General features: G+C 64.8%; 25 protein-coding genes. 17 read left to right on the top strand and 8 right to left on the bottom strand.

The annotated features are described in order from the left end of the window. Positions 1-8 precede the first annotated feature (8 nt). Complete coding sequence (locus G4D83_RS18570; protein WP_163866106.1) at positions 9-863, top strand: hypothetical protein; 855 nt, start codon at positions 9-11, stop codon at positions 861-863. On the opposite strand, the gene G4D83_RS18565 is transcribed toward G4D83_RS18570, so the two are convergent. Together G4D83_RS18565 and G4D83_RS18560 are read right to left on the bottom strand one after the other, a co-directional pair. Next, entirely contained in the window at positions 856-2,871 is a 2,016-nt protein-coding gene (locus G4D83_RS18565) for a DNA polymerase (RefSeq protein ID WP_163866105.1), read from the bottom strand. The genes G4D83_RS18570 and G4D83_RS18565 overlap by 8 nt on opposite strands. Before the next feature lie 78 nt (positions 2,872-2,949). Beyond that, positions 2,950-3,480, bottom strand: coding sequence for a hypothetical protein (locus tag G4D83_RS18560; protein ID WP_163866104.1), 531 nt, complete (start codon positions 3,478-3,480; stop codon positions 2,950-2,952). 268 nt (positions 3,481-3,748) lie between these two features. Here G4D83_RS18560 and G4D83_RS18555 point away from each other — a divergent pair, with 268 nt between their 5' ends. Then, positions 3,749-4,480, top strand: coding sequence for a hypothetical protein (locus G4D83_RS18555; RefSeq protein ID WP_163866103.1), 732 nt, complete (start codon positions 3,749-3,751; stop codon positions 4,478-4,480). A gap of 21 nt (positions 4,481-4,501) precedes the next feature. Here G4D83_RS18555 and G4D83_RS18550 read toward each other — a convergent pair whose 3' ends face one another. The 4 genes from G4D83_RS18550 to G4D83_RS18535 all read right to left on the bottom strand — a co-directional run bounded on the left by G4D83_RS18550 (position 4,502) and on the right by G4D83_RS18535 (position 10,948). Further along, the gene (locus tag G4D83_RS18550) at positions 4,502-6,319 is read right to left on the bottom strand and encodes a DEAD/DEAH box helicase family protein (protein WP_163866102.1); all 1,818 of its coding nucleotides are present in this window, start codon (positions 6,317-6,319) and stop codon (positions 4,502-4,504) included. Positions 6,320-6,330: 11 nt separating this feature from the next. Continuing rightward, a complete protein-coding gene (locus G4D83_RS18545) occupies positions 6,331-7,794 on the bottom strand; it encodes a PD-(D/E)XK nuclease family protein (RefSeq protein WP_163866101.1) in 1,464 nt (487 codons plus the stop codon). Continuing rightward, positions 7,784-8,581, bottom strand: a complete 798-nt coding sequence (locus tag G4D83_RS18540) for a DNA-methyltransferase (protein WP_163866100.1) — start codon at positions 8,579-8,581, stop codon at positions 7,784-7,786. The genes G4D83_RS18545 and G4D83_RS18540 overlap by 11 nt, the downstream gene beginning before the upstream one ends. 288 nt (positions 8,582-8,869) lie before the next feature. Beyond that, complete coding sequence (locus tag G4D83_RS18535) at positions 8,870-10,948, bottom strand: virulence-associated E family protein (RefSeq protein WP_240356405.1); 2,079 nt, start codon at positions 10,946-10,948, stop codon at positions 8,870-8,872. 940 nt (positions 10,949-11,888) lie between these two features. On the opposite strand from G4D83_RS18535, the gene G4D83_RS18530 reads away from it, so the two are divergent. The 5 genes from G4D83_RS18530 to G4D83_RS18510 all read left to right on the top strand — a co-directional run bounded on the left by G4D83_RS18530 (position 11,889) and on the right by G4D83_RS18510 (position 16,285). Continuing rightward, a complete protein-coding gene (locus tag G4D83_RS18530) occupies positions 11,889-12,560 on the top strand; it encodes a sigma-70 family RNA polymerase sigma factor (protein WP_163866098.1) in 672 nt (223 codons plus the stop codon). Between the two features lie 5 nt (positions 12,561-12,565). Then, positions 12,566-12,868: a hypothetical protein gene (locus G4D83_RS18525; RefSeq protein ID WP_163866097.1), complete on the top strand. Its 303-nt coding sequence runs from the start codon at positions 12,566-12,568 to the stop codon at positions 12,866-12,868. A 219-nt stretch (positions 12,869-13,087) separates the two neighbouring features. Then, complete coding sequence (locus tag G4D83_RS18520; RefSeq protein WP_240356404.1) at positions 13,088-13,558, top strand: hypothetical protein; 471 nt, start codon at positions 13,088-13,090, stop codon at positions 13,556-13,558. Beyond that, positions 13,548-14,963: a terminase large subunit domain-containing protein gene (locus G4D83_RS18515; protein WP_163866096.1), complete on the top strand. Its 1,416-nt coding sequence runs from the start codon at positions 13,548-13,550 to the stop codon at positions 14,961-14,963. Before G4D83_RS18520 ends, G4D83_RS18515 begins: the two co-directional genes overlap by 11 nt. A gap of 8 nt (positions 14,964-14,971) precedes the next feature. Further along, positions 14,972-16,285 (top strand): phage portal protein, encoded by a 1,314-nt coding sequence (locus tag G4D83_RS18510; protein ID WP_163866095.1) that lies wholly within the window; start codon positions 14,972-14,974, stop codon positions 16,283-16,285. Positions 16,286-16,374: 89 nt separating this feature from the next. Here G4D83_RS18510 and G4D83_RS18505 read toward each other — a convergent pair whose 3' ends face one another. Continuing rightward, positions 16,375-17,400, bottom strand: coding sequence for a DUF4062 domain-containing protein (locus tag G4D83_RS18505; RefSeq protein ID WP_163866094.1), 1,026 nt, complete (start codon positions 17,398-17,400; stop codon positions 16,375-16,377). 239 nt (positions 17,401-17,639) lie between these two features. Between G4D83_RS18505 and G4D83_RS18500 the strand changes: the two genes are divergently transcribed. The 6 genes from G4D83_RS18500 to G4D83_RS47225 all read left to right on the top strand — a co-directional run bounded on the left by G4D83_RS18500 (position 17,640) and on the right by G4D83_RS47225 (position 21,281). After that, positions 17,640-18,302, top strand: a complete 663-nt coding sequence (locus G4D83_RS18500; protein WP_163866093.1) for an HK97 family phage prohead protease — start codon at positions 17,640-17,642, stop codon at positions 18,300-18,302. Beyond that, positions 18,299-19,402 (top strand): phage major capsid protein, encoded by a 1,104-nt coding sequence (locus G4D83_RS18495; protein ID WP_163866092.1) that lies wholly within the window; start codon positions 18,299-18,301, stop codon positions 19,400-19,402. Before G4D83_RS18500 ends, G4D83_RS18495 begins: the two co-directional genes overlap by 4 nt. A 27-nt stretch (positions 19,403-19,429) precedes the next feature. Continuing rightward, positions 19,430-19,873: a hypothetical protein gene (locus tag G4D83_RS18490; protein WP_163866091.1), complete on the top strand. Its 444-nt coding sequence runs from the start codon at positions 19,430-19,432 to the stop codon at positions 19,871-19,873. A 3-nt stretch (positions 19,874-19,876) separates the two neighbouring features. Next, the gene (locus G4D83_RS18485) at positions 19,877-20,542 is read left to right on the top strand and encodes a hypothetical protein (protein ID WP_163866090.1); all 666 of its coding nucleotides are present in this window, start codon (positions 19,877-19,879) and stop codon (positions 20,540-20,542) included. Next, positions 20,542-20,865 (top strand): hypothetical protein, encoded by a 324-nt coding sequence (locus G4D83_RS18480; protein ID WP_163866089.1) that lies wholly within the window; start codon positions 20,542-20,544, stop codon positions 20,863-20,865. Before G4D83_RS18485 ends, G4D83_RS18480 begins: the two co-directional genes overlap by 1 nt. Before the next feature lie 98 nt (positions 20,866-20,963). Beyond that, positions 20,964-21,281 (top strand): minor capsid protein, encoded by a 318-nt coding sequence (locus G4D83_RS47225; protein ID WP_420826642.1) that lies wholly within the window; start codon positions 20,964-20,966, stop codon positions 21,279-21,281. Positions 21,282-21,315: 34 nt separating this feature from the next. Here G4D83_RS47225 and G4D83_RS18475 read toward each other — a convergent pair whose 3' ends face one another. Then, complete coding sequence (locus tag G4D83_RS18475) at positions 21,316-22,647, bottom strand: AlbA family DNA-binding domain-containing protein (RefSeq protein WP_163866088.1); 1,332 nt, start codon at positions 22,645-22,647, stop codon at positions 21,316-21,318. Between the two features lie 139 nt (positions 22,648-22,786). On the opposite strand from G4D83_RS18475, the gene G4D83_RS18470 reads away from it, so the two are divergent. The 4 genes from G4D83_RS18470 to G4D83_RS18455 all read left to right on the top strand — a co-directional run bounded on the left by G4D83_RS18470 (position 22,787) and on the right by G4D83_RS18455 (position 26,862). After that, positions 22,787-23,200, top strand: coding sequence for a hypothetical protein (locus G4D83_RS18470; protein ID WP_163866087.1), 414 nt, complete (start codon positions 22,787-22,789; stop codon positions 23,198-23,200). Between the two features lie 11 nt (positions 23,201-23,211). Further along, a complete protein-coding gene (locus tag G4D83_RS18465) occupies positions 23,212-23,637 on the top strand; it encodes a phage tail tube protein (protein WP_163866086.1) in 426 nt (141 codons plus the stop codon). Between the two features lie 34 nt (positions 23,638-23,671). Beyond that, entirely contained in the window at positions 23,672-24,055 is a 384-nt protein-coding gene (locus G4D83_RS18460; RefSeq protein ID WP_163866085.1) for a phage tail protein, read from the top strand. A gap of 200 nt (positions 24,056-24,255) precedes the next feature. Continuing rightward, positions 24,256-26,862 (top strand): phage tail family protein, encoded by a 2,607-nt coding sequence (locus tag G4D83_RS18455; RefSeq protein WP_163866084.1) that lies wholly within the window; start codon positions 24,256-24,258, stop codon positions 26,860-26,862. Positions 26,863-26,869: the final 7 nt, after the last annotated feature.

Genomic DNA, 26,869 nt, shown 5'->3' with positions numbered 1-26,869 from the left:
GCCTCAAGATGCTCAAGGCAGATACTGTAATAAATGAAGCCAGAACAGGAGAAACGGATTTGGATTTCCCATTCACATGCCTCAAGTGCAACACAGGCAACCCTCAGCCATATGTTGATGACGGGAAGTACTCATTCCAATGCACATGTGGGACGAAGAATGCAGCCGTGCTCCGAAAGGAAAAATTTGAAGTGCTTTTTGACTTTGGTGCGCTAGCTTTTTTGGATGGCTATCATCGCGAGGCGGTTGCAAATTTCGCGGCGGCCTTTGAGCGCTTTCTTGAGTTTTTTGTCCGAACCATCTGGAGCGAGAAGGGGCTTGATGATGCAGCTATAGAGCGTACTTGGAAGTTGATGGCGAGTCAGTCTGAGCGCCAGATTGGAGCGTTTTCTGCCGTGTATGTTTCTTTTTTCGGGGAGTCGCCAGACTTCCTAAAAAACGAGTCACTTAGGGTTGACTTTAGAAATGCAGTTATTCACAAAGGAAAAATCCCTACGCGTGAGGAGGTTGAGAAATATGCCGCGAACCTGTTTGAAATTATCAAAGCCCAACTGATGAAGCTTGGTGCGGAGGCTGGGAGGAGTCTCGGAAGGAATGCGAGCGTTCTTGCACGCGAGCATGGAGCATGGGCCGATAAAAATGGGCATGAGTTCTGCGTCTATGCCTTCGACGGCCTTCTGGGGGTCGCACGCTTCCTGCCTTCTTCGCTTGAAACAGAGAGAGAGGGAGAGAGAATGGGCGGCAATCAAAGGCGTATCGAAATCTACAGCACGAAGCTGGGCTTTTCTGCCAGCCTTGCCGCAAGGAGGATGTTTCTGGAGGCATGTTTTGCTCGTCCTGCAATAGCGCCCCCATCTAAGTAGCTTTGCTGTTCTCGGATTGAGTCCATATTGATAGCCGCCCCATGCTGTCCCTCACCGTGGCAGCGTCCTTCGAGAGCACGCGCGAGAGTGCGGGCTCGGCCTCGATGGCACCCGCGAGGTCCGGCGTCACCTCGCGCATCGCTTGCCGCATGAGTTCCGCCATGCGCTCGGCGGCATCGTGGAGCCGGTTGGGGGAGTCCGCGCGCAGCTCCGCCACCAACTCGTCATGCACCATGAGGACGAGGCGCGAGCCCCAAAGAGGGGAGCGGCGGTCCGCGTACATCTCCCGGGACACGCGCCAGGTTGCCAGCTTCGCGCCCACGGCACCGAGCCCCTGGAAGGGCGTGTTGAGCCACTGGGTATAGCCGCAGCTGCCCCGGAGGATGTTGGCGCCCGGAATCATGACGTCCACGAACTGGCCGTTGCGGGTGTACGCGCTGGCGCGGCCGAAGAGGACGCGTTGCTCGGGCCACGCGTCGAGCCACCTGTCTCCGTAGCGGCGCGACACCTCGACGCACGCGGCGCAGACCATCTTCACCTTGCCCTGGACGCGCACGGGGACACGCTCCACGCCGCACGTGTCCGCCACCTTCGCCAGCAGGCAGAACCGGACGCCGTCCTTGGCGCGTGCGTGGTACGCCATCCCGCCGGCTCCAAGGCCCCCGCCCTTGCCGAAGTTGAAAATCTTGGCGAGGGAGCGGAAGGACGTGGCAGTTGCCTCCTTGGCCTTCACGCGCGGAAGGAGGGTGTCGTATCTCTCCCCCAGGAAGGTGGCCGCCGCCGAGGTGTGGACATCCTCCTTGGCCAGCAGCGCATCCGCCATGCGCGAGTAGCCCACGTCCCAGATGGCACGCTGGGCCATGGTGCGCAGCTCCAGGCCGCCGTAGTCCACGGAGCAGAAGACGAAGCCAGGGCGGGCCTCGTGGCATTCGCGCACGCCCCCGCGCTGGGGAAGCTGCTGGTAGTCGCTGGAGACGCGCGTCGTGGACACCAGCACGTTGAAGCGCGGATTGAGGGGGACAGTGGTGCCGGCCTCCAGCTTGCCCAGGTAGGTGGAGCGGTACTTGTCCACCTTGCCGGCCTTGCCCAGTTCCTCCAGCACCGTGTCGCCCGAGTCGAGGAGGGTGTCCCGGTCCGTGGCCACCTGTCCCTCGGGGAATCTGGAGGATGGCGGGGTGACGGGAGGAGCGCCGTTGTAGGCGGTGGTGACGAGCTGTGCGAGGCGCTTGGAGTCCTTGGTGCCGTTGGTGCGGAAGATGCCGGCGGCCTGGAAGTGAGCGCGGTTGGCTTTCCACTCTTGCTCGACGCGGCGGCGCAGCTCCTCGACGCGTCCGGCATCGGTGCGAAGCCCCCATATGGAGGCGAAGTGGAGAGCGAGGGCGGTGCGGACCTGGTCTCCTTCGGCGTGGAGGTTGCCGCCGTTGGCGACGGTGGACGCGGCGCGCGCTTGGGACAGGTGGACGTCCAGCGTGAAGCGCGCGTCGCGTAGCGGGTACTTCACGGCGCCTTCGGGCCACTGCTCCAGCGGCACGCGGTCCAGCTCTCCATAGCGAAGGCGCCACGCGTCGGGGGCGTGCTTGTCGGCGCTGATGTCGAGGCCGAGGTGGCGCCGCACCAGGAGGGCCAGCGGGTATCGGGCGCCCTCATCGTCCCCCAACGGGCGGCCCGTCTCCGGGTCCACACCATGGAGTCCGCGGGCTATGTCCAGAAGGGCCTCGCGGATGGCCACGTCATGGAAGCGGCCTGCTTCGGCGGCGGCGAAGACGGCGTCCACCAGTCGCGGGTCATCCGCGCACATGACGCCCAGGTCGTACGGGAGATTGGCGCCCGTCAGTTCGACTTCCGGCGAGCGGAGGGCCTCACTGAACCACGCGCGAGCCTGGGCGGCGGACAGGAGCTGCTCGCTACCAGCTGCCTCCAGGGCGATGGAAGCGCAGACGAGCGGAGGCGCCAGGAGACCGGGTTGAATCGGGTACGTCTCGGTGTCGAAGCTGAAGAGGGTAGCCACAACACCAAAAGGCCCGTGACGTGGGCCAGCCGTGGCGCCCTTGGGATAGCGCCAAGAAGTTCAGAGGTGAAGGGGAAGTCAGCCCAGGGCGTCAGCGAGCGGCGGCAGCTTCGCGGCGGCGCGCTTGGCCTCGATGGCGGCCAGCTCCGCGTCCGTGGGACTCACGTTGCTCCAGCGGTAGCCCTCGATGACCTTGCCGGGCCTGCCTTCCTTCTCCGGGAGCGTCTTGGGGAAGACGTCGCAGTCCACTAGGAGGAAGGCGCCGGCCTGCTTCGCCTCGGTGAACTTGGCGATGAAGTCCGGAGAGACTTCGTGCTCCTCGGCACCAGCCAGGGCCATGAGGAACGCCTTGAAGCGCCCGCCGCCGTTCTTCTTCGCGTCGGAGAGGTTCTCGACGTAGCTGGTGACGAGGCCGGGCCGCGTGGGCTCGGTGTTGGGCTGGGTCCGCTCCGACGTCACCACCTTCACTTCAGCGATGGCGGACAGGCCCTTGAAGCCGTCCTTGGTGCGGATGGACTGCACCTCCAGGCGGTAGCGTCCGGCCTTGAGGTACTGCGCGCCGAGGGCAGCCTGGGAGGTGGCGATTCGTGCAAGTGCGGCGTTGCTCATGTCCCGTGTTTCCGTTCGAGTGGCGGGACGTCGAAAGGACGTCCTCTCCTTCCTTTATGGGGACGCTTTCTGGGCGTGGCGCACGCAAGGAAGGGTGGGCCTCCACGTCATGGCGCGGCCATCGTTCGCAGCACGTGCCGCATTCTCGCCGCACCAAAAAAGTGCCATCCAGGCGCCAAGTGAAAGGCGCTTTTGCGGCGGCCAGACCGCACTTAGGCTCGACTTGACGTATTCGCCCACTAGGCATTGGGTCGACAAGGAGGGGTGTGTGATTCGTGCACTTGAAGATGACCTCAGAAGCAAGGCTCCCAAGGAATGGGCAGTGGAGGATAGAGAGTTGGTAGTTGTGCAGGTGATACTGTTTATCACGGGAGGACTCAGTATCATTGGGCATGTTGATGGCTGGTGGACCAGATTGGCTGCGGTAGTGGTTGCGTCTATGGCTCCGCTGTCCGTTCTCGCGTGGCGCATCAGGCGAATAAAGACGTCCTGGCGCCTGCGGACAGGGCTGAGAATCGACACGCTTGATGATGTTCAGAGATGTGTTGAGGAGGAACAGGCGCGTTTTGTTCTTGAGCACCCAAGCGTCAACCGGAATGGAAAAATCATCGAGGCCACAATTGCGGCTCTTCGGGCACGCAAGGAAATAGCCAAAAGCACTCCTCTGCTCACTCGGGAGTTCTGGTGCGTCCTGGCCTTCTTTGGAATTACGTTTTATGCCAACTCAATGGGCACACTCTTTGGTCAGTCGCAAATAGAGTTTGCACTTGTTGTTACTAGCATGGCCGTAATTGTCACCACCGTGGTCGCTGTGACGCGCTGGTATGTGCGCGACTTCATAACTCAGCGAGAGACCCTTCTTGGCAGAATGGAGAAGGCCCTGATCGGCGCAAAGGCTTCGCTAGAAGGGACTGGAGAGCTTGCGCCCTGGTGGAAGGGGGCGCGAGTGGCAACGGTTGAAACCGCATCCTCCCCGGATGGTGTCCGAAACCTTCCTTAAAGGATGTCTCACTAGTTGAACTCAACTAGTCAACGAGAGAAGCAGTTTTTGCGGCTGTCCGTCCGTCTGCTGGATGAACCGCGCTCGCTCGCGTGCCGTGGTGAACGCATCTGCGAAGTCCTGTGTGTGCAGGCACACGTCCACCTCGACGCAGGGCGCCTGCTGACCGGGGCGATGCGTGCGCGCGAGCAGTTGTTCCCAGGTGGCGCCGTCGCTAGGCGGTGTCACCACGAGGTTTCGGAAGAACTGCTGAAGGTTCTTTCCCGTGGCGTGCGCTTTGATGCTCGCCACGACGGAGCGCTTCCCCGTCTCACGGATGATGGACTCGGACGCCGCCTTCCCCCCGCCGTAGAACGGCACACCCGCCGCCTTGGCGATGCGCTCGCCCAGCTCCGGATACTCGACCCAGACGATTCCCACACGCGAGCGGGCCCACTCTGCCGCGTCCCTCACGAGAAAGTCCGACACCCAAACGGCCTGGGGCTCGGGCTGCACGGCGGCATGAATCTCCGCCCACTCCGCCCATGTCCCCGCGTTCCAGACGGGCTTGTCGCCCTCATAGGGCGGCGTCATGTGCGCGCGGATGGCTGCCTTGGTGAGCAGTCCCGGTGAGTCGAGGTGCTCGCGACGCTCGCCCTTGAGTTCCTCCCAGACTTCCTTGTTCCACGCCTTCCGCCGCGCGAACCACTTCTCAATCAGCTCTGGCAGCTCGCCCCTCGGGTAGCGCCAGCGGTGGAAGAAACCGGCGGACAGCTGTCGCGCGCAGGCCACGGACTGGAGCTGCTCCTGGAACTGTTCTCCGTCCGGACGCTCGCCCGCGTGCGCCAGCTCGATGAAGGCGAGGAGCTGCGCGGGCACAGGCCCCGGGTAGCGCGGGCGGATGATGAGCGGCTTGTCCAGGGCGCTCTCTTCCGTGGCCACCACGCCGCGCGTCGCGTTGCGACGACGCTGGAAGCCCTCGCGCACGTGCTCTCCCGGCTCGCACAGCCGCTCCAGCGCGCCAGGAGGGGCCACCACCTTGCCCGGGTCCAGGGCTGTTCCCCACTCCTCGACGACGTGGTGTGCGAGTGGCAAGGGAGAACCCTCACCGAGCGCCAGTCGCGACAGGTGCGCGTAGTCCTTGATGCTCTTGGACGCGAATGTGCCGGAGAGTGCCACGAGGCGCGTCCGTGGGTGCTCCTCGAAGTAGCGAAGGAAGCGGCCCGTGCGCGTGGACTTCGGGTCCTTGAGGTTGTGCGCCTCGTTGAGAATGACGAGGTCCGGGCGGATGCGCTCCAGGAGGTTCGTCGCTTCCTGACTGGAGAGCTTGTTGTACGAAACGACATGGAGCACTGGCAGGCCGACGCGGAACCACCTGCCGCCCGCGAGGTTGGGAAGCCGCCAGTGCGCGCCGTAGTAGCTCCATTCGACTTGGAACTGGGGCAGCAGGTTGGCGGGGATGAAGAGGACGGCCACGCGGCAGCCCGGCATCACCATGGGCATGAGGAAGGTTGTCAGCTCCTTGCCGTGGCCCGTGCCGATGGGCGCGAGGAGCCCGCCGACGCGCGCGGCTTCCAGAAGCGCCTGGGCCTGCACCCGCCGAAGATGCGTAGGGCATGGACGCGGCGGGGACATGCTCGCGCAGCTACACGGGCCGAGTGTCGCGCGTAGCTGGGCTTCCAGCGCCTCGATGTCCGCCGCTGTGTACGCGGTGGCGAGGTTCCGCCGAGGCAGGGCGAGGATGCGGCCGAGGTCCGCCGAGTAGCCTACGGGAGAGCGCCCATAGACAGGAGCGCGCTCCTCGGGCGGCGGGGGGCTGGAGGGCGTGGACATGACGCCCAGTCGTTCAAGCAGCCGCATCCCCACTCCCTTCAGCGAGCACCGCGCACGAAGTCACCAGGGCCGCACAAGGGCTCCAGGGCCTCGACGGCGAGTTGCAGCAGCTCCGAGTGGGCGAGGCCGAGGGCCGCGTAAGCTCCCGGCGCGGGCGGCGCATTGCGGATGGCCATGGAGAGCGCGCCCTTCCACCGGCCGAAACCCAGCGTGCTTTCGGCTCCCGCGAATCGCAGGTCCGCCACGCCGCCGGCCTCGCTCACCTGGGCTGCCACCTTCGCCACGTACTCGGACAGCGACTCCGCAGGCATGTTGGGAATGCAGTCCACGAAGAGGCGCAGGCGCTCTCCCTGGGTGCTCGGCGCGGCCGGCGGGCTGGTGACGGGCTCCTGGTGCTCGACGCGCGGCGCGGCGACGGGGACGTCCAGGACCTTCGGCTTGCGTCCACGGCGCTTCGGCGCGGCGTCCGTGGCGATGGTGGGCGATGCGGGCGGCGCGTCCGGGGGCAGCACGGCGGCCACCTCGGCACCAGGGCAGGACACATGCAGCACGTCACCCGAGCGAAGCTTGCTGGTGTTCTCGTGCGTCATGGCCTCGCCGCACCTGTCGCATGTCCCCAGCGGCTCGGGGATGACCTGGTGGGGTACGGTGAGAGGGAGCTGCGCGGCGGTGGCGGGGGCCTGGGTCTTGGGAATGAAGCGGTTCAACAGGGACATGGTGCGTTCTCCTGAAAGGCACTGCGCTTTGAAGGGGCACCCGCCGTACTTCTCGCAGGCGCCGAAGTTGGGAGGCGCGTCGGCGGTGCGCGTGGCGCGGGCCACCTCGCGCATGCGGCGCACCATAGGGACGACCTTCTGTGTCCACTCGCGCGTGACGTGCTCGACGCTCACCCTGGCCAGCACGCTCTCGGCACGCTTCGCGCCGCGCGTCTGGAAGTAGAGGTGCTCCAGCTCCAGCACGCGGACACCTGGGAAGCGCGCGTCGGAGAGGGCCGCCCAGACGCCGTAGCCCACCATCTGCAATCCGGCCTCGGTGCTCGCGTCCACCAACTGCGTGGGCGTCGCCCCGTAGCGCGCCACGTTGGACGAGAACTTGTGGTCCGTGACGCGCAGCACGCCTTCCGCGAGTCGGCGCGGGTTGATGAGGTCGATGTGTCCGATGAACGGGACTCCATCCGCCGACAGGGGCGAGGGCGTGCCGAAGGACTCTTCAACCAGGAGGTCCGCGCCCGGAGCAGGAAGCAGATGGCGCCCAGCCCGCGCGACGTCGCCCAGCACGTCCTCGCCAGTGCGTAGGTAGTGCTCCAACTGCGCATGCCCCTCGACGCCCAGGGCTTGCGCCTTCGTCTCGGGCTCGGGCAGCCGCAGCACCTTGGCGAAGTACCAGCGACGCGGACACAGGCTGAATTGCTTCAGCTGCGACACCGAGAGGAAGTTGAGGATGCCCCCGTCTACTGCGCGACGGCGGGGGCCCTCGAGTTGCGCGGGCGAGTCACTCCCCACGGCGCGCCTCTGCGGTGATGAGCGTCTGGCGGGCCATCTCCAAGTAGGGGGCGTGCTGCTCAATGCCAACGACGGCCCGACCTGCTTTCACCGCGGCGGCCCCCACCGTGCCCGAGCCGAAGAACGGGTCGAGAACGATGTCACCAGGACGGGTGATGTAACGCACCCACCAGTCGCAGAGGACTTCGGGCGTTGCTGCGCCGTGGCCCTTCGCACCGCCGCTGGTGACACTGTTCGAGTTGGCAATCGGAAGGAGGTTGTAGGGTGTGACGCCACCTCGCTCCGCGACAATGTCTGCAATCCTGCCTGGCCTGACGGACAGTCCCGAGGGAGAAACCCGCAGTGCGCGACTCTCGCGCTTGAGCGCCGCCATGGACTCGGAGGGAGTCCACAAAACCGCGTCCTGGTTGCGATAACACTTGGGGGAACCCAGCCAGACGCATGCTTTCACCGACGGGCGCATGAGCCCGTTCTTTCGCTGACAGCTTCCCGTCGGCGGCGCGCTGACGTTCCACCACCAGACGTCTTGAACAAGGTTCCACTCCCGCGACGTCCAGGCCAGGAACTCGAACAACCACGGCCGCATCCTTCCTACATGCTCGCTGTTGGGTTGCAGGATGAAGACGGCGGAACCCGAGGGCTTGAGCACCCGACGCACTTGTCCGACGACAGCGCGCATGAGTTCGTGCCATTCCGGCTCCGACAGCCGCCCATAGTCGCGGTCAATCTCCGGATAGGGAGGGTCGGTGATGATGGCGTCGACACACTCATTGGGAAACGACGCCATGACTTCGTGGCAGTTCCCGGAGAAGAGGGTCGCATGGTTGGAGTCATGAATGGGCGTCACACACTCTCTAATGGGGACGCTTTCCGCGACTGGTTCACGCCAACGCGGTTTTGTTGAGCCGCGTGCATGTCGGGCAGACGAAGCCTAGGACGTTGCGGAATCTGATTTCCCCACGCCCTGTGATGCCCCACCGACGCGCCTTGAACTCGTTGTAGGTGCCTCGGAATGTCTCCCCACACCCCAGGTAGCAGGTTTGGGTGAACTTGATGGAGAACACGTCTTTGTCTTTCATGGTTTGGCCGTCTTGATTGTTGCTACGGGGGAAACTGGATTGAGTCGTGTCGCGCCGTGGCCCAATTGCTGGGGCGCGGTGCGGATGGTTTCTGGCGGCAGGTAGACCCACGTCTGGATGCCGGCAATCCGCCGCTGGGTGCGCTGGAACCCCAGGCGTCGCAACGCGCGGCCAATGTCGAGGCGGACGCCGCGCGGAATCTGCCCAGGCGTCGTGAGGAGTAGCGCGTCGCGGGCCACCAACTCGGTGGTCACCTCGTTGCGCTTCTCGGGCGGCAAGCTCAACACCCACTGGAGAATCGTGTCGTCGGGGCCTCCATCCGACTCGCTGCGCTCCTGCGCGTGTTGCTCCGCGCGCTGGGCTTGCTTCTCTTCGAGCCACCACTCCTCACCCTTCCGGAAGCGCACCACGGCCTCCGCCCAGAGCTGGCCCCTGTCTCGCTTCAGGGCCGCGATGTCGATGTGGGTGCACTTGACGGGCCACCACCGTCGGTAGCCGCTCGAATCGGCGCGCAGGTACTCGGACGAGTTCGTGGTTCCGACGAAGACGCAACGGCGCGGCGTCTTCACCGTGACGCGGCCATAGGGCGGACGGAAGGTGTCCTCGTTGCGCGAGATGAAGGCTTTGAGGTCTTCCGCCTCGGACGCGCGCAGTGTCGTCACCTCGGCAAGCTCGATGAGTGAGCAGCGGCCCGCGAGGGAGGCGCTGTCCTTGTCGCGGATGTTGATGGGTGCATCGCAGAACCACTCCCCCGCGAGGACGCGGAAGGCCGTGGACTTCCGGATGCCCTGGGGTCCTTCGAGGATGAGCACCGTGTCCACCTTGCAGCCCGGCTCCAGCGCGCGGGCCACGGCGCTGATGAGCCACTTGCCGCTGATGGTGCGCAGGTGCTCGGTGTCGCCCTCGGCACCGAAGTAGCGCTCCAACATGAAGTCCGCACGAGGGACGCCGTCCCAGGTGAGGCCCTCAAGGTAGTCGCGCAGCGGGTCATACGCGTTGGTAGTGGCCACCTGTCTCAGAACGTCGCGGACCTGGGCGGCGCGCGGGTCCATGCCGAGGCGGCCGTACTCGCTTTGCTGAATCCAGCAGGCGATGCGGCCATCCAGCTCATCGATGGGCGAGTCATCCGGCAGTGGGCCGCCCGCGTACTCCATGTGTTTCGTCACTTCGTTGAAGCGAATGGTGTCTCGCCACTCGGGAGAGAGCGTCAGGATGGTGAAGAGATTGGCCTCGTTGTTCTTGAGACGCCTGCCGTCCTTCGTCTCGTAAGAGAGCAGCGCGCGCGTCCAGTCCTCTTCCGTGGCGGCAGAGACGTCCTCCTCGGTGGATACGGGCGTCTCGGTTTTCGGTCTGCCTTGGAGTGACGTCCACAACGCCTGGTTGTCCGCGACGCGCTTGGCATCTCCCTGGACGCGGCGTTCGCGGTGTCGACGCAGCTTGAGGATGGCCTCCTCGCACAGATGCGCGGTGCCCTCGCCCCATGCCGTTGCCGCGAAGCAGGGCCGGAGCACCTCCAGGATGGCCTCCTCGGGCGTGGCCGGCGGCAGCACGTGAGCCACGCACGACATGAGAGTGTTGAGCGTGTTGTCCTGCATGCCCACCTCGGCAAGAGGCTCTCCAGACAGCACGCGGCGAATGAGCGCGCTGTGCTCGGGCTTGCGGACGCGGCGCAGCTTGGCGCGCAGCTCGTAGAGGTCCGCCGGCCCCGACTCCACCGAGGGCATGGAGATGGAGGGAGTGGCAGGGACGACCGGTGTTGGGCGCACCGCGGCGAGCAACGCGTCGACGTCGAGCGCGCGGCCCTCGCTGACGTTGGTGATGGCCTCGTGCTCGCCCGAGTGGTTGGGCAGGAAGTAGATGCGCGACAGGTTCCGCGTGTTCGGGTCCGCCGGCATCTCCAGCAGGCGCTCCGCTTCTTCCCGCACGCGCGGCCACTCGGCGGGCAGCACTGGACGCGTCAGTGGGACGACGATGCGCAGGCTGGTGTGGCCAGGACGGTGCCCATGCGTGGTGTGGACAATCGCCGCGTAGCCGTCGAGCTTCTCCGAGGCTCGGACAGTCTGCTCCGTGGACACTCCGTCCAAATCGAAGACAGCTGCCGTGACAGAGTGGACCTCGGCATCCTTACGGAGCGGGCCGATGTCGACGGGGGCCCAGGCCCGTTGAGACAGCTTCGTGGGGCACCTGTGGCCGACGCACGGGGCGCAGGCCGTCACAGCATGCGTGGTGAGCAGCTGTATCAACTCGCCCCATGTCACATCTTGGGACTGGGGTCTGTTGTCCTGGACGCCGTCGAAGAATGCGACTCGGACGCGAGTGTCTCCGACGACAGGGGCGGCACTTCCGGCGGGGGGCTGGTTGGGACGAAGGCTCACGCACTTTCTTATGGGGACACTTTCCGCGACTGGCCCAGCAAGGGCTCACTTTCGCGCCTCGGCACCTCCTTTCGGGTAACAGGGGTGTCACCGTGAAGGTGTCGCCGTCACCAGCTCCGCTCTATCTATCCTCTAGAATCACTGTGGTGTGTCTTTGTCATGTCCTCTGATACCTCAACTTTTCTACACCCTATATAGAGAAGAGTTAGTGACAGTGACGCCTTGTTGGTGACCTCTGCCGGTGAGGAATCCGCAGGCGGACGCGAACCACGCGCGGAAGTTGTCCCCATAAGTAGGGACATGGGCTTTGCGTCTCCCAGCATGGTTGAGACTTTGTGTCAGAGGCAGGCGCTACGTTGCGTCCTGCGAGTCCCCCTCGTCGCGTGGTGCGGCATGCCGCTCGTGCGGGCGTTTCATTCGCTCGCCGCGGTGTTGCTCACAGCACGAGCCATTGTTCTCAGGGTGAACTGGCAGGCGCCTTGCTTAGCGATGCCTTCCCCTTCGGGTTCTGTGTTCCGCGAGTGTTTCACAACGAGGCAAGTCGCAGGGGGCAGTCATGCAGTGCGGTAGCGGGCCAGTGAAGCAGGATGATGTGAAGTCGGGGCGTGGGGGAGCGCGAGTGTCCCGAGAGTTGGTCGACATGTTGGTCCTCGCGATTCGCGGGTGCCGAGCGTCAGGGGACGCTCAGTCCGAGCGCGAGTACTCCGGCCAGCTGATGGACGTGCTGATGCCCGAGCTGCGCAAGCTCGCGTGCGATTTCGACAAGTCGCGAGGCTCCCTGTCGCGGGAGGACCTCGTCCAAGTCGCGGCGATGGAGGCCGTGAAGGCGGTTGATACGTATCAGCGCTCGAAGCGCGGAGAGCAGAGCTTCGCGACGTGGGTGAAGTGGCGTGCCCACCGAGCCATCATGGACCAAATCCGGTTGCACCGAGCGGACGTGTGTCTGCCGGACCGGGCCCAGCGCGGCAAGGGCAAGTGGCAGCAGGCCGTGGACCTCGTCAGCAAAGACGCGCCAGAGCAGGAGCTCTCCAGGTCCGCGACGCGGAAGAATGACGAGAGACGCGCACGCGAGGCGGACAGTCTCGTGTCCGTCCTCATCGCGCATGAGCGGTCCGTCCTGGTGCAACGTGCGCTCGCGGAGCTGGAGCCCCAGCAGGAGGAGCTTCTCTCCCGCATCTACGGCATCGGCATGCCACGCGAGGGGACGCGTGCCGTGGCTACGAGGTGGGGCATGTCCCGTCGACGTGTCGACGAGCTGTTGGCCCAGGCTCATGACGAGCTGCGCGCGCGGTTGAGTGGGAGGCTCCTCTAGTGCCGGTGCTTGTCGCCAGGAAGGGCGGGCCGTGCGCGGCGTGTGGCGCGCCTATCCTGGAGGGTGAGCGCATCGCCTACGAGCTGGCGACAGGCCCACGTCACCTCGCGTGTGCAGACAGGGAACCGGAGCTGCGTCGCAACAGGTACGCGGCCCGGTGCTCGCTCTGTGGCTTCCTGGTGCGCAAGGGACGGGGACGGCTCGACGTCACCGAAACGAGCGAGGGCGGGGCCTTCTTGCACGTCTGGCGGGTGTTCTGCGCGGACGTCGCGGCGTGCAACGCGCGGCTCGCCCAGGTCGCTCGGTGAGATCTTGTCCCACATGCGAAACCTGTAGCTGGACTTAGCGAGCCCCCCGGGTCCGGATTTTGGACGGCGGGCCCTTTCCTGTCTTGCTCGGCGGACCCCCACGCTCGAAAAACTTCGAGAAAAACGGCGCGGGCTACCGGGTTTTGTTCGGCCCGCTGAATGAAAGTTTGAAGAGAACTCCGGACCAGTCGCGGAAAGCGTCCCCATTGAAGGGGATGAATGGCTCGTCCAACAAAGCTCACCCCTGAGTTGCAGGCTGACATCTGCGCCCACCTGGAGCGCGGTCTGTTCCGTCGTGCCGTTGCCGGCCTCGTGGGCGTCGAGGAGCACACCCTCTCGCGCTGGTATCACCGAGGCGCCGGAGAACAACGCGGCCTGTACCGGGACTTCTTCCTCTCGGTGAACGAGGCGGAAGCGAAGTTCATGGCGGGGGCAACGGACATGCTCCAGGCCGCCGCGTCTCACAACCCCAAGCACGTCCAGTGGCTTCTCTCGCGTCGATTCCCCGACCTCTACGGGAGGCGCGACAACGTCGAATTGCAGGCGCCCGAGGACAAGGCCGCCGACGAGAAGGCCCTGCGCGAGCTGCTGATGGAGCGCCTGGGCCGCTTCCTCCCGGACGCGCCCGAGCCCGAGGCGAGCGCCTCCAGCTCCACCGACGCAGACGAGGGGGACGGCCATGTCTCGTGACTCTCGGTGCTCGCGTTTCTCGGTGCTGGTGGACCACCTCGCTCCTGATGAGTCTCCTGCTGCGTTCCTGGTGAAGCAGGCACGCACCCGCCAGGGACTCGCGCGTCTCTTCGGTCGGCTCACCCATCCGGAGGTGGAGACGCTCGTTCATGACTTGGACTTCTGGGCGCGCCGCGAGCAGATGCCGCCGGCCTCGTTCGCCACGTGCTTCATCATGGCGGGCCGGGGCTTCGGAAAGACCTGGTCGGGCGCGCGCTGGGTGATTCAGAAGGCCCGCGAGGCGAAGACGATTGGCGCGCTCATTGGCCCCACGGCGGCGGACGTGCGCGACACCATGATTCGCGGCTCCAGCGGCATCCTCGCCTTGTCGCCCCCGTGGTTCATGCCGGTGTACGAGCCCAGTAAGCGGCGCGTGACGTGGCCCAACGGCGTCTATGCCATCTGCTACTCGGCGGATAAGCCGGACCGTCTGCGTGGCCCCAACTGCGGCTGGGCGTGGGGGGACGAGCCCGCCTCCTGGAAGCATGAGATGGCCGCGCTGGACCAGCTCCCCATGGTGCTCCGCATTGGCACCGCGGCGAACCCGCCCCAGCTTCTTCTGACAGGGACTCCACGCCCGCTGAAGAAGCTGGAGGAGCTTCTCTTCTCCGATGCGGAGACGAAGGCGCTTCGGGCTGGCGTAGTGCTGCGGACGGGTTCCTCGTTGGCCAACCGCGCCAACCTGGCGCCCAGTGCCGTGGCCACCATGAAGGCCCTCATGCACACGCGCTGGGGCCAACAGGAAGTCCTCGGCAAGCTGCTGATGGACGTGCCGGGGGCCATCTTCGGCTCGGCGCGATGGGGCCGCGTGGAGGCGGACGCTCACGAGTACGCGCGGGCGTTGGACAGGCGCATCGTCTCCGTGGACCCTGCGCCCACCAGCGAGACGGGCTCGGACGAGACGGGCATCATCGTCCAGGGCGTGAGAAACAGTCCGCTTGTCGGGACGGATGGCGCGTCACTCAAGCGCGTCTCGGTGCTCAAGGATGCCAGCCTCCGGGGCTCGCCGCGTGAGTGGGCAGCCTCCGCGATTCGCGAGTACCTCGCCTTCGGATGCGACGCCCTGGTGGCCGAGGTGAACTCGGGCGGGGAGATGGTCGAGACGACGATTCAGACGGTGGCCTCTGAGATGGGCGTCCACGTCAACGTGAAGCCCGTCCGCGCTCGCGAGGCCAAGTCCAAGCGCGCCGAGCCGGTGAGCGCGCTGGCGGAGACGGGGCGCATCGAGCTGGTGGGCACCTTCCCGAAGCTCGAGGCCCAGCTGTCCAAGTTCAGCGGCATCAACGGCCGCCGCGATGACCGGGTGGATGCCCTGTTGTGGGGCGTCCACGAGCTGGTGTTCGCGGATTCCTTCTTCTGTCTGTGAGGTTGGCGATGGGCTTCTGGGAACGGATGAAGGCGGCGGTGGGCCACGAGCCGCGCAAGGGGACAGGGCTGGAGCTGTCGCGCTGGCAGCAGGCGCCGCCGCGTCGCGGGACTGCGCAGCTCCTCTCCGCGTACCGGGAAATGCCGTGGCTCCGCGCCTGTGTGGACGTCGTGGCCGACTCGGTGGCGGGCGTGCAGTGGCGTGTCTACCGGCGCGTTCAGAAGGACGGGCAGCCCGTGAAGGACTACGCGCTGCGAAGTGCGACGCGAGAAGTCCGGGCCGGGCGACTGAAGGCGATGCTGGATGCGGGCGAGGCTCAGGAGGTTCCGGACCATCCCGTCCTCAAGCTGCTCTCGGACCCGAACGACCATCTTACCGGACGTAGCGTGACGAAGCTCGTACAGGTGTACCTGGATTTGGTGGGCGAGGCGTTCCTGGTGCTGGAGCGCGTGGGCGGTGTGCCGGTGGGCTTCTGGCCAGTGCCCCCAAGCACCGTCACGCGGTTGCCTGCGCTCGATGTACCTCGCGAGCAACGCACGTACACGGTGACGGTGGGCAAGGTGTCGCGGGAGATTGCGGCCAGCGACGTGTTGCACCTGCGCAGCTTGGACCCTGAGGACCCGCTGGGGCGCGGCATCGGCCCGGCCTACGCGCTGGGGGACGAGCTGGATACCGACGAGTACGTGGCGCGGTTCCTCAAAACGTCCTTCTGGAACAACATGCTGCCGCCGGCCATCGCCTCGATTGAGGGCCTGTCCGACGCGAACAGCGCGGGCGCGAAGGCATTCAAGGAGTCGCTGGCGCGCGAGCACCAGGGGCCGGACAAGGCAGGGAAGCTCCTCATCACCAGTGGCAAGGTGACGTTTGCGCGCCTCGACACGAGCTTCAAGGACATGCAGCTGGTGGAGCTGCGGCGCTTCCTCATGGATTTCGTGCGGATGACGTTTCGGGTACCGCCTGAAATCGTCGGAGACATCTCCAGCTCGAACAAGGCCACGGCCTTTGCTGCACGGGAGAACCTCGCCGAGCAGGCGACCCTTCCGCGCATGGAGTTCCTCCGCACTGAATATCAGATGCGGCTGATGACTCTGCTGGGCGACGACGGGGCCATTCTCGATTACGACAGCCCCGTTCCAGCCGACCGCGAGCACCAGCTCCGCGTCATGGGGGCTTTGCCGGAGGCATTTTCGTACGATGAGTGGCGAGAGTTGGCGGGGCTACGGCCGGACCCCAATCGGCAGGGGTATCCGTTGCTTTTGCCGGGACAGTCGCCATCTTCCGGACGACTAGCGAAAGTTGGGGATGATAATGGGCTCGGATGACGACACGGCTTCCCTATGTGTGCAATGACTATGTAATCCAATAGAATGCGCCCAGGAGGGCATGTATTTAATTTGTGTATCAGCAATGTTCATGCCTTATTTGTGCTTGTCGTGGAGGCTGACTTGTCTGTCGGTGGACTAGTAGAAGTATTGTCGGCCATCTGTTCACGGCCGGGAGCGACTGACACCTCTAGTTCATGAATCCAAGCCAGAAATTTGCGTCCCTCCTGAGAGGCGCGTTGGATGTCGTATTTTATCCCCGGGCGAGTATAGTCTTCGACGAATCCATAGAGCTTCAGCGTGGGTATGACTTGAAAATACAGCGTCCTCATTGCCTGATCCGTCCCAGTGCTGTTGTTTATGCCAGTAATGATGTGGTTTCGATACCTTAAGACTGCGGTCGCAATGCTAATTGTCTCTCCATTTAGGTCGAATTCCAGTTTGCTTAAGGCTTCGAATACTCGCAAGAATTCAGCACTCTTGTCTTCCGGCTTTGGGGTGTTTGCGACCTTGGCTTCGAGGGACGCGACTTGCTTCCTAAGGTCTCTATTTTCCGCAACCAAAGCTTTTAGTTCGGTAATCGTGTCGGCAGCGTCCGGCGTCTCTGTCGCTGGCACCCATCCTCGCTTTGGATTGCCTTCGGTAATTTCCTTGAGAGACATGTGTATTGCCAGCTTAATCTCGTTTCTGTCGTTGGCGATCTTGCACATCTTTTTCATGACCGATGATTTGAATTTCTTCAGATGGCCTGGATGCTCTTGCTCGAGTGCATCGGCCTTTAGTTGCGCTACCTTGTTGTTAAGTGCGGCTTCGCCAAGGACGACTGCGAAGTGAGGCAATCCCTTTTCAATAGCGCGTTGGTACTCGAGCTCGGTGTACGACTTTTTGCTCTTGGGCTCGATGGTGCCGTATCGACCTCCGAGGATTAAGAGAAATGCATCCGAATCGTCTATCCATTTCTTGATTGCTTCCAGTTGGCTTGTGCTTCCGGCTGTGAAGAGTTCCATTCCCGCAGGGATGTGACCGGCTTCGAGGACTGCTTCAACAGCGGCTTGTCGTTCGTCCCGGAGGTCCTTAAAGGTGGAGGAAATAAAGACGAGCAGCTTTCTTCTCATGTGAGACTCCTCTCAGGTGAGCTTCGATGTGCGACTATGGTGGGAAGTGGTGGGCATCGTGCATCAGTAGTCTGGAAGAACGAAACGGCCGGCACAATAGACCGCCTGATATGCGGGATGCCGGGAATGTGAGGGGCGGCGTCAATGAGAATGAAAGCTCGCCGACCTTCTTTTTGGGGTGGGGTTTTTGTGACTCTGCTCCGAGCCATTCGCGGAAAGCGTCCCCATAAAGAGAGGTGATGCCTGCACCTCTCTCCAGAGCCCGCTTCTTCACAGTCCAGAAGGACGCCCCAGAGCCGGCCAAGGGCGCGCCGAGGCTCCATACCTTTCGCGCCAACGACGGCGACTTCGACCGCTACAACGACCGGTTGAGCGTCCAGGGCTGGATGCTGGACGCCTTCAACGCCAACCCCGTCGTCCTCTACAACCACGACGACGGCTCCGGTGGCTTCTTCGGCACGGGCCGGAAGGACGTGTTGCCCATCGGCAAAGGGCGCGCGTACGTCCAGGGCGATGCCCTTCTGGTGGACATCGAGTTCGACCAGGAAGACGACTTCGCTCGGAAGGTGGAGAGCAAGGTCGCACGCGGCATTCTGAATGCCGTGTCGGTGCGCTACCTCATGCACCGCTACCACGAGAACGAGCGTGGCGGATTCGACTGCGAGCAACAGGAGTTGCTCGAAATCTCCGTCGTCCTCATTCCGGGCAACCAGCGCGCAGTCCGGGTGAAGGAACTGGCCGACGAGCGCGCCGCCTTCATCCAGGACGTGGCGAAGGCGGTGGTCGCCACCCTCGATGAGCGCGAGCGGAGCAAGGCCGCGCTCCCTCCAGCCCCCGACGTCAACGCCCTGGCCAAGCACACAGCCGAGGCCCTCTTGCAGCACTTCAAGGAGATGCGATGACCCCCGAGCAGATGCAGGAAGTGGCGAAGTCCCTGGGCCCTCTCGTGGCCGCGCAGCTGATGGAGCAGGCCAAGGGCCAGCGTGACGGGCTTGCCGGCTTCCTCGGTGCGAAGTCCAAGCCCGAGGACAGCCAGGTCCCTGGCATCCTGAAGAGTCTGAGCGGCTTCGGCGCGTACCTGAAGGCCGTCGTCAACGCGGGCCGCAACCCGACGCGGGAGGCGGTGCTGGAGCAGGCCAAGCGCTTCGGTGGCGCTGACGTCCAGAAGGCGGTGCAGGAGAGCGTCTTCAGCTCGGCTGGCGTGCTGGTGCCGGTGCAGGAGGCCGGGGAGATGATTGAGTTCCTCCGTCCTGACTCCGTCGTCCTCGCGTTGGGGGCGCGCACGGTGCCGTTCAAAGGCGAGTTGCACTTCGGGAAGAAGACCGGAAGCGTCACCTTCAAGTGGATTGGCGAAGGCGAGAAGGTGGAGAAGTCGCAGCCCTCGCACGGGAAGGTGGTGCTCAAAGCCCACAAGGCGATGATTCTGGCCGACATCTCCAACGACCTCTTGCGCAACCCGGCGGTGGGTGACGCGGGCGTTGCCGAGGACTTCCGCGAGGCGACGGCGGATGGCATGGACGAGGCGGCGCTCAACGGTGACGGCCAGGGTCCCAACCCGAAGGGCGTTCTCGCGCAGATGGAGTCCTCGCATTCGAAGGCCCGGAGCGGGACGAGCGCGGACCACTACCTCGCGGACGTGGACGGCATGGTGGAGGACGTCCTCAAGGCGAACATCAAGCTGCGGCGTCCGGGCTTCCTGCTGCACCCGACGCGGGAAACGGCGCTGCTGGGGCTGAAGGACGGCGGCACGTGGATTTTCCGGGACGAGATGCTCAACCGGGGCACGCTGCGCGGCTTCCCCTACAAGGCGTCCACGCGGATTGCGCCGAGCCGCATTCTCTTCGGCACGTGGGACCAGCTGCTCTACGGCGTGGACACGGAGCTGGTGCTGTCCGAGCACGACGTCCGCGCCGAGTACGACGAGACGACGCTCCGGGGAATCTGCCGAGGGGACTTCAAGCTGCGGCACGACAAGGCGTTCTCGGAGCGCAAGGGCTACTGAGGCCGCGGAATCACCAGGAGACACGACATGCACGCGAACACGCAGGACTTCCAAGTCTTCTACAAAGCCGTCGGGGTGGCGGGTGGTGCGCTCACGGCCGGCGGGACGGGCGACGCCGCCGAGGTGACGAGCGGTGCTGTGGACCGCAACGGCTTCGACTCCGCGCAGCTCCTCTTCTCGGGAAGCACCAACTGCGCGGCGGGCCAGACGCTCAAGGCCACGGTGAAGCTGGCCGAGTCCGAGGACGGGACTGCGTTCGGCGCGGACGAGACGCTGGCCAATGCCGTGACGGTGGTGGCCGGTGGTGCCGCGCCTCAAGCCTTCTGCCTCCGGGTGGACTTGCGCGTCGCCAACCGCAAGCGCTTCCTCCGTATGAAGGTGACGCCCGACTTGTCGGCGGCTAACACGGACACCGCGCAATGGGGTGCGGCCCTTGTTCTTGGCGGCGCCGACGAATTCCCTGTGCGGTGAGCCATGCCTTCAGCTGCGGACCTCTGTCTTGCCTCCACTGTCGCGGATGACTTGGGCATCCCCGCGTCTCCGCGCGTGGAAGTGCTCGTCACGGCCGCAAGTCGCGCCGTGGCGGGCTACTGCTGCCGGGTCTTCGAGCGGGGCCTGGGCCTCGTGGAGTACCCGGCAGGCTACGGGCGCCCCCTGCTTCTCCTGGAGCGCCCTCCCGTCCTGGCTGTCTCCGGCGTCTGGGAGGCTGGCAACCAGGTCTCCGCTGACGAGTACGAGATTGCCGGCGGCTTGGCCGCGTCCGGCATGTTGAGGCGCAGGCGCGGCGTGTGGCGGGCGACGATGAGCATGGGGGGGGGCGTGACGGGGATGCTCGGTGACTTCCATGGAGACGGTGGCGAGGATGGGCTCCGCGTCGTCTACGACGGGGGCTACGTCACCCCAGGACAGCAGGCGCTCGACGGTGCCATGGTGGTGACGCTCCCCGAGGATGTGCAGGAGGCCGCCGTCCTCACGGCCGTTCAGCTCTACCGCTCGCGAGGTGTCGACGCCATGGTGGCCAGTGAGTCGATTGGCGACTGGAGCGTCAGCTACTTCGCGGCCAAGGCAGAGGGCAAGAGTCCCATCCCGGGTGCCGCGCAGGCTCTCCTCGCGCCCTACGCTCTGCATCGGGTGAGCTGATGGCGTCGCCTTCAGACAGGTTCCGTCAGACCATCTTCTACGCCCTGGTGATGGGGAGGGATGCTCACGGCAAGCCAACTCTGGGACCTGTGTCCCCTGTGCGGGCGCGCGTGCAACCGAGCCGACGACTCATCCGCGACGCAACCGGCAACGAACACCTTGCCTCGCACGTCATCTACACGGACGCGGAGCTGACCCTGCTCCACCGGCTCTGGTTGCCGGGAGAGGACAAATCCGACTTTAACCGTGCTCGGCGGCCGGCGGCGGTGGACGAGCTGGTGGACGGCGCTGGCGTGGTGCGCTTTCGCAAGGTGTGGCTGTGAGTCGCGACCTTGCTGCGGAGCTGGCGGCGGTGCTGGAGGCGGCGGGCCTCGGATTGGCGCGGCCTCCCTCTCCTGGGGCCAACCTCTTCACTGCCCCCATGCCCGAGGCGGATGGCGGTGTACCGGATAGGGCCGTGGCGTTGGTGGTGACGGGCGGCGCTGGGCCACTGCCGTACCTGGGGCTGGGACGTGCGGCGTACCTGTCCCCTGGCTGTCAGGTGCGCATCCGTTCGGCGCGCGAGACCTTCCGAGAAGGACAGCAGCTCGCGTTTGCTGTGTTTGAGGCCCTGCACCAGTCCCTCGGCATCTCGAATGCCAGCGTTCGTGCTGAGGAAAGTGCACCAACCTATCTAGGGACGGACGGTGCTGATAGGCACCGTTGGTCTCTTTCTCTTGTTGTCGGGTATAGGAGTTAGTATCACCAGAGCGAATGTCGGTGCGGGTCGATGATTATGGAGTGGAAGTCTCAATCCCATTTGAGCTGGCCCATCGCAGAATGGCGTTTCTTTGGGAGGTGTCGAAGTAGTCAGTCATGAGTTTTCCGCTTTGCGAAAATCCCATGAACCCCGGGATTCCTATTTGCTGAAGCATGTCGGCCATTGCTCGCGATGCAATCGAGAGGCGCTCGCCTCCCAACTGTGCCGATGCCTCGATGTTGATCGTATGCCGGCTCGGAATGAAATCTCGGACAATGCGTCGGGGTTGCTCGGCTCCGGATTCTCCACGACGGAAGATCCGAACTCCATTCCTCGCTCCACGCGTCGCGAACGTGACAATCAGGATTCCATCGCCGATGGTGCCGCAATGATTTGTTGCGTGCTCTGATAGGAATACGAGCTGGTCGTGCAGAGACGTCGCAACTCTTTCGTCAATTGCATCCCAGAATCGTTGATCGTTGTTGAACCATGAGACCATCTCTGCGCAGTAGCCCGAGCCGTCAGAGTGTAGTTCTGCTTTTCTGAAGTCTGCGAGGCCGGTTTCTTGGTCTGCGTCAGTTAGTGTTACTCGTCGAAACCCAGTAGTGGATTGTCTCCAGGGTAAGACACCGCTTTCAGCGTGTCGCATGGTTCGAACACGGAGGGCGTTAGCCCACGAGAGAAGGCTGTTCTCGGTTTCGTGGGCAATCTTCATTGAGCCAGATGTATTCGGGACAAGAGCAAGTACCAGAAAGAGCCCGTCGCTACCTCTTGTTGGGATGTAGTCTCCTTCACGGAGAACATTGTTGAGCTTGTCGATCTGCGATTCTGCGGCTGCGAATCTGTTTCGGTATTGTTCTGCGATTTCATTTTCGGACAGGATTCGACTTTTGGCGCCATCTCGCTGGTAATAACGGAGGCTCTCGCCAACGCGGACCGCATGGGGCGCCCATTCGCTCTTAGGAACCGTGATGATATACACTCCTCGCGATGGCTCGGTGGTACGCCCTTGGAATTTGATTTCGACGTTTTGTATGAATGGTGCGATCAGTGAGGCTAAAATCTGCCTCATTCTGAGTATTTCGGGTTCGCTATGGGCGATGTGGCTTATTGTTGTGGCGATTCCGTTGCGTTCCTCGACGCCGAGAATGATGATGCCGCCTTGCGTGTTTGCCATCGCTGAGACGTCTTTGGCGAGTTCGCGCTTGTCGTCGTCTCGGTTGCCGTAGATCTCAGCCTTGAAGTCTAGATCTAAATCCTCTGCGACTTGGGTCGATGCGAGGGTCTGTTCAAGCCCTTCGATGGAGATGTTCTCAAGTGTCGATCCAAGTACCGCCTCAACTCGTTGTAGGCGCAGCAATGGCACAGAGCCTCCTTGTGATGTGCGCGAAAGTAGCGAAATCCTCATGGCCAGGGAAGGTGATGGAGGGCTGCGGTTGAACTCGGCAAGTCCCCGACTACGCTGTGACCATCCTCGGAAAGCGTCCCCATAAAGAAGTAGTGGGATGCCTGTCCGAGTCAAAATTGACGTTGTGAAGTTGGAGCGCCTGCGCCGCTCCCCCGCCGATATGCTGCGCGCGCTGGATGTTCCGTGCCGGGACATCGCGCGGCTTGCCCTCGACTACTCCCTGTTCCTGGTGCCGGTGGGCAAGGACGCCTCGGACGGCCATCTGCGCGACACGGCCTTCCTGGACGGTCCTCGTTACAACCTCGGACCGCCCCTCTCCACCACGTGGACAGCGGGCTACACGCACCCGTCCGCCGGCCCCATTCACGAGGGTTGGCACTGGGGCGCGCCCATCTTCAACCCGCCGTCCCACTTCCTCCGCAAGTCCTTCCGCAAAGCCCGAGGAAGCGCGCGCCGCCGCGTCGCCGCCGTCCTCCAGGACTTCCTCGCTCGCCGCTTTCCCGCGCACTGAAGGAGACACCCATGGCCCAGCCCCGAGAGGCATTCTTCGACAAGCTCTACATCCGCGCCACGGAGACAGCTCCCACCGAGGTTGACGCACTGGACGGCGTCACGGAGGCCCCCGTCAATCGCGCCAAGGACACCGTCGACACCAACTACTTCGGCAATGACGGCTACAAGCGCAGCAAGGGCACCCTCAAGTCCTTCACCATCCCCCTGGCAGGCCACATCCTCAAGGGCAGCGCGCCTCAGAAGGTGCTCCTTGACGCCTTCGAGTCCGACGCCACGGTGTTCTTCACCATCATCGAGGACGAAGCAGCCCCCGTGGGCAGCCAGGGCTACCGCTACCCGGTGACGGTGACGTCCTACGAGGAAGGGCGCAGCTCCACGGACGTCGTCACCTTCTCAGTCACTCTCAACGGCCAGGGCGCTCCTGTTGCCGTGTAGCTGGCCATTGCCTTTCACCTTCGAGGAGACACCCATGTCCGCACCCGCCATGCACCGCAAGCCCCTGGGCACTCGCCGCACCCTCCACAGGCGCGTCGCTCTTGACGGCGCCGACTACGACATTTGCCGCCCCACGTTGGGCGAGAAGATGGACGTGCTGTCCGCGTCGCGCGCGGCCAAGGAGATGGGCGACAACCGCCATCCCGTGGACGAGGCGGCGGGGATGATGATGATGGCTCGCATTGCCGTCTGCTGCCTGTACTTCCCGGGCACCGCGACGCGCGTCTTCACCGAGGCGGAAGTGGCGGCGGTGAAGAACGAGCCCTGGCTGGAAGAGGTGCAAGGCGAGTTGGCCTCGGCCTTCGCGGGCCCGACGCTGGAGAGCGCGAAGGGAAACTCCGAGACCACCCCGAGCTGAAGGCCCTGCATGGGGTGGTGAAGCTGACGGGCCAGTCTCCAGACGAGGTGCGTGGGTGGGCCTGGGACGACGTCGTCCACCTGCTCGCCTACTGCGACTTGGAGGCCGACGAGCTGCGCGCGGGACGTCCCCAGACTGGGGCCGGGAGCGGCGGCCACGAGGTGACAACGGTTTTCAGGAAGCGTCCGAAGAGGTGAGGCATGTCTGGCGGCGGGCTGAAGGTGGGCGACCTCTACGTGGCGGTGACGGCCTCCATTGGCGAGGCCATGGCCAACCTCGCCAAGCTTGTGAGGGGCGTGGAGAAGGCCGCCAAGGAAGTGAAAGAGAAGGCGGGGGACCTCGGGGACATTGGCGCGGTGGTAGCGGCGGGACTCGCGGGCGCGGTGGTCGCCGCGTCCCAGTCCAATGCGGCCATGTCCCAGGAGGTGGAGCGGATTACCTCGCTGCTCTACACGCTCGCCGCCGACCTTGGCGACGCGCTGATGCCGGTGGTGAAGCAGGTGGCGGACGGGCTGGAGAAGGTAGTGGCCAGCTTCCAGTCCCTCTCGCCCGAAGTGATGGCGAGCGCCCTGCACATGGCCGTCTGGGTGGCGGGAGCGGGCCTTGCCTTGGGGGCCATCGGGAAGGTGGCGGGTGTCGTCGAGGCACTGGCCGCCGGGACGGGCCTGTTGCTGTCGGCCTTCAACTCGTTGAGCAAGTCCACGGCGCTGGCCTCGCTCGCGGGCAGCATGGACAAGGTGACGCAGTCCATGGGCGGCATGGTGGCCACCGCGCCCTCGGTGAAGAGCAGCCTCTCGCGGCTGGCCCTGTCCTTCGGGACGCTGCTGGTGCCGCTCGCCGCCGCTGCCGCTGCCATGGCCGGCATTGTGCTGCTCGCGGGCGCCGTCTACGCGGCCTGGGAGGACTCCAGCACGGGCCTCGCGGAGTTCTTCCGGGGCCTGGGCGAGAAGCTGGGGCCGCTGGCCGCGCGGATTGCGGACGCCTTCGCCCGTGCCTTCGCGGCCCTCGGGGACTTCCTCGGGCGTGTCGCCGCATCCATGTTGGAGCGAGTGGCGGCCTTGGTGCGCGGCGTCTCGCGCTTGCTGGAGCCGGTGGCGAGGGCGGCGGGCTTCTCCCAACTGGCGGACACCTTCGCAGCTGTCTCCACCCTCACGGGCCAACAGCTCCTCGAGTCGCTGGGGCAGGGAGCCCAGCTGCTTTGGACGGGGGCGAAGGAGACGGCGGAAGCGGTGGGCGCGGCGGTGGCGGGTGCTGGCCGCACGTTGGCCGAAGGTGCTGCCTTTGGGTTGGCCTCCAGCGCGGCCGGGACCAGGCGCCTGGGAACAGACCTCGCCCGCGCGCTCAACCTGGAGCACTTCACCAAGGCGATTCAGGACCTCGTCGCGCAGCTGACGGGCGTAACGGCCTCCACCGGCAAGGCCCGCATCCGCCAGCCCACGGACAAGGCGGCCCTGGCTGCATCGGCCAAGGAAGAAGCCGCGAGGGCGCGCGAGCTGGGGAAGCTCCAGGAACAGGCCGCCGAGGAGTCGCACCGCGAGTTCATCGCAAGCATCCGCGCCGAGGAGGCCGCTGGGGCCGCCGCCTTCCGCGAGGTGCGCCGCGAGGCCGAGTCCCTGGCCGCCGCGGCCGAGGCCGCCATGCAGAGCGCCCGCGAGGGCCTCATGAATCGCCTCATTGGCGGACTGGGCGCCCTGGGGGACCTCATCAACGCGGGCCTGCAAGGACTCCAGGCGGGTGGCGTGTATGGCGCCATCATCGCCGTGGTGTCGGAGCTGCTCATGCAGTCCGAGGGCTTCAAGGGCGTCATCGAAGCCACCAACGGAATCATCCAGCGGGTGGCCGATGCGCTGGGGACGCTCCTGGAGCCGCTCCAGCCGCTTCTGGGCGCCATCTCCCTCGTCGTCGACGGCTTCTTCTCCGCGTTGACGCCAGTCTTCGAGATGCTGGGGAACGCGATTCGGCCTCTTGCGCCACTGCTCGTCGTCGTCGGGCAACTGCTGGAGGGCCTCGCGCCGCTCTTCGAGCAGATGGGCAAGTTCTTCATCATGCTGATGGACCCGCTGGGCCAACTGGTGGGGCCCGTGCTGAAGGCCCTCTTCTCCGTGCTCAAGTTCGTGGCGACCGTGATTCTGGCCGTGGCGCGGGCGATTGGCTGGGTGTGGAACCTCATCGTCAGTGCGGTCCAGAAAGTCATCCACGCGTTGAGCAGCATCATTTCCTGGACGGGCTTTGACGGACTGGCGCGCTTCGCTCGCAGCCTCGACGGGTTGAAGGTGGACACAGACGCCATGCGTGCCTCACAGGACGCCCTGGAGGGGACGACGTGGGAGTCGGCCATGGCACGGGCCGAGGAGACGGCTCGGGTGCGCGAGCACACGCAAGCGGTGTCGCGTGCCACCGAGGCGTTGACCAACGTGCCGTCGGCTTGGCGGCGCGCGCTTCGCACCTTCGAGTCGGAGGATGCCCAGGAGGGGCCGACGCGTCCGCCCACCCCGACGTCGCCCACGTCTCCCGTGCCCGAGGAAGAACCCGGGGACGGCGAGCATCCGGCGACACCCATTCAGGGAGGTGCCGCGCCGCAAGTCCTGCCCGTCGTACTGGAGCACTACGAGCGGATGCGGCGGCTGTTCGGCCTTGGCGCAGGAGCGACATCCCAGTCCGCGCCCATCACCTACAACATCGTCGGCTACGACATTGACGCCGCTATGGAACAGACGCGCCGCGATGAGGACCTGCGCCAGCAGCGCGCGGGCGTGCGCACCAGCGGCAGCCGCATCCGTCTGACGTCCCGCTTCTCTCCCGTCTGAGGACTTC

The organism is Myxococcus eversor (genome assembly GCF_010894455.1).
Classification (GTDB): domain Bacteria; phylum Myxococcota; class Myxococcia; order Myxococcales; family Myxococcaceae; genus Myxococcus; species Myxococcus eversor.
Note: the sequence above shows the minus strand (reverse complement) of the source record. Positions and strands in the feature narration are given on the sequence as shown.

Bases quoted from the DNA above. Each gene is read 5' to 3' on its own strand.
- G4D83_RS18570 (WP_163866106.1), top strand. From the start codon at position 9: ATGCTCAAGGCAGATACTGTAATAAATGAAGCCAGAACAGGAGAAACG.
- G4D83_RS18560 (WP_163866104.1), bottom strand. From the start codon at position 3,480: ATGAGCAACGCCGCACTTGCACGAATCGCCACCTCCCAGGCTGCCCTC.
- G4D83_RS18550 (WP_163866102.1), bottom strand. From the start codon at position 6,319: ATGCGGCTGCTTGAACGACTGGGCGTCATGTCCACGCCCTCCAGCCCC.
- G4D83_RS18540 (WP_163866100.1), bottom strand. From the start codon at position 8,581: ATGGCGTCGTTTCCCAATGAGTGTGTCGACGCCATCATCACCGACCCT.
- G4D83_RS18530 (WP_163866098.1), top strand. From the start codon at position 11,889: ATGTTGGTCCTCGCGATTCGCGGGTGCCGAGCGTCAGGGGACGCTCAG.
- G4D83_RS18520 (WP_240356404.1), top strand. From the start codon at position 13,088: ATGGCTCGTCCAACAAAGCTCACCCCTGAGTTGCAGGCTGACATCTGC.
- G4D83_RS18515 (WP_163866096.1), top strand. From the start codon at position 13,548: ATGTCTCGTGACTCTCGGTGCTCGCGTTTCTCGGTGCTGGTGGACCAC.
- G4D83_RS18510 (WP_163866095.1), top strand. From the start codon at position 14,972: ATGGGCTTCTGGGAACGGATGAAGGCGGCGGTGGGCCACGAGCCGCGC.
- G4D83_RS18505 (WP_163866094.1), bottom strand. From the start codon at position 17,400: ATGAGAAGAAAGCTGCTCGTCTTTATTTCCTCCACCTTTAAGGACCTC.
- G4D83_RS18500 (WP_163866093.1), top strand. From the start codon at position 17,640: ATGCCTGCACCTCTCTCCAGAGCCCGCTTCTTCACAGTCCAGAAGGAC.
- G4D83_RS18495 (WP_163866092.1), top strand. From the start codon at position 18,299: ATGACCCCCGAGCAGATGCAGGAAGTGGCGAAGTCCCTGGGCCCTCTC.
- G4D83_RS18490 (WP_163866091.1), top strand. From the start codon at position 19,430: ATGCACGCGAACACGCAGGACTTCCAAGTCTTCTACAAAGCCGTCGGG.
- G4D83_RS18485 (WP_163866090.1), top strand. From the start codon at position 19,877: ATGCCTTCAGCTGCGGACCTCTGTCTTGCCTCCACTGTCGCGGATGAC.
- G4D83_RS18480 (WP_163866089.1), top strand. From the start codon at position 20,542: ATGGCGTCGCCTTCAGACAGGTTCCGTCAGACCATCTTCTACGCCCTG.
- G4D83_RS47225 (WP_420826642.1), top strand. From the start codon at position 20,964: ATGCCCGAGGCGGATGGCGGTGTACCGGATAGGGCCGTGGCGTTGGTG.
- G4D83_RS18470 (WP_163866087.1), top strand. From the start codon at position 22,787: ATGCCTGTCCGAGTCAAAATTGACGTTGTGAAGTTGGAGCGCCTGCGC.
- G4D83_RS18465 (WP_163866086.1), top strand. From the start codon at position 23,212: ATGGCCCAGCCCCGAGAGGCATTCTTCGACAAGCTCTACATCCGCGCC.
- G4D83_RS18460 (WP_163866085.1), top strand. From the start codon at position 23,672: ATGTCCGCACCCGCCATGCACCGCAAGCCCCTGGGCACTCGCCGCACC.
- G4D83_RS18455 (WP_163866084.1), top strand. From the start codon at position 24,256: ATGTCTGGCGGCGGGCTGAAGGTGGGCGACCTCTACGTGGCGGTGACG.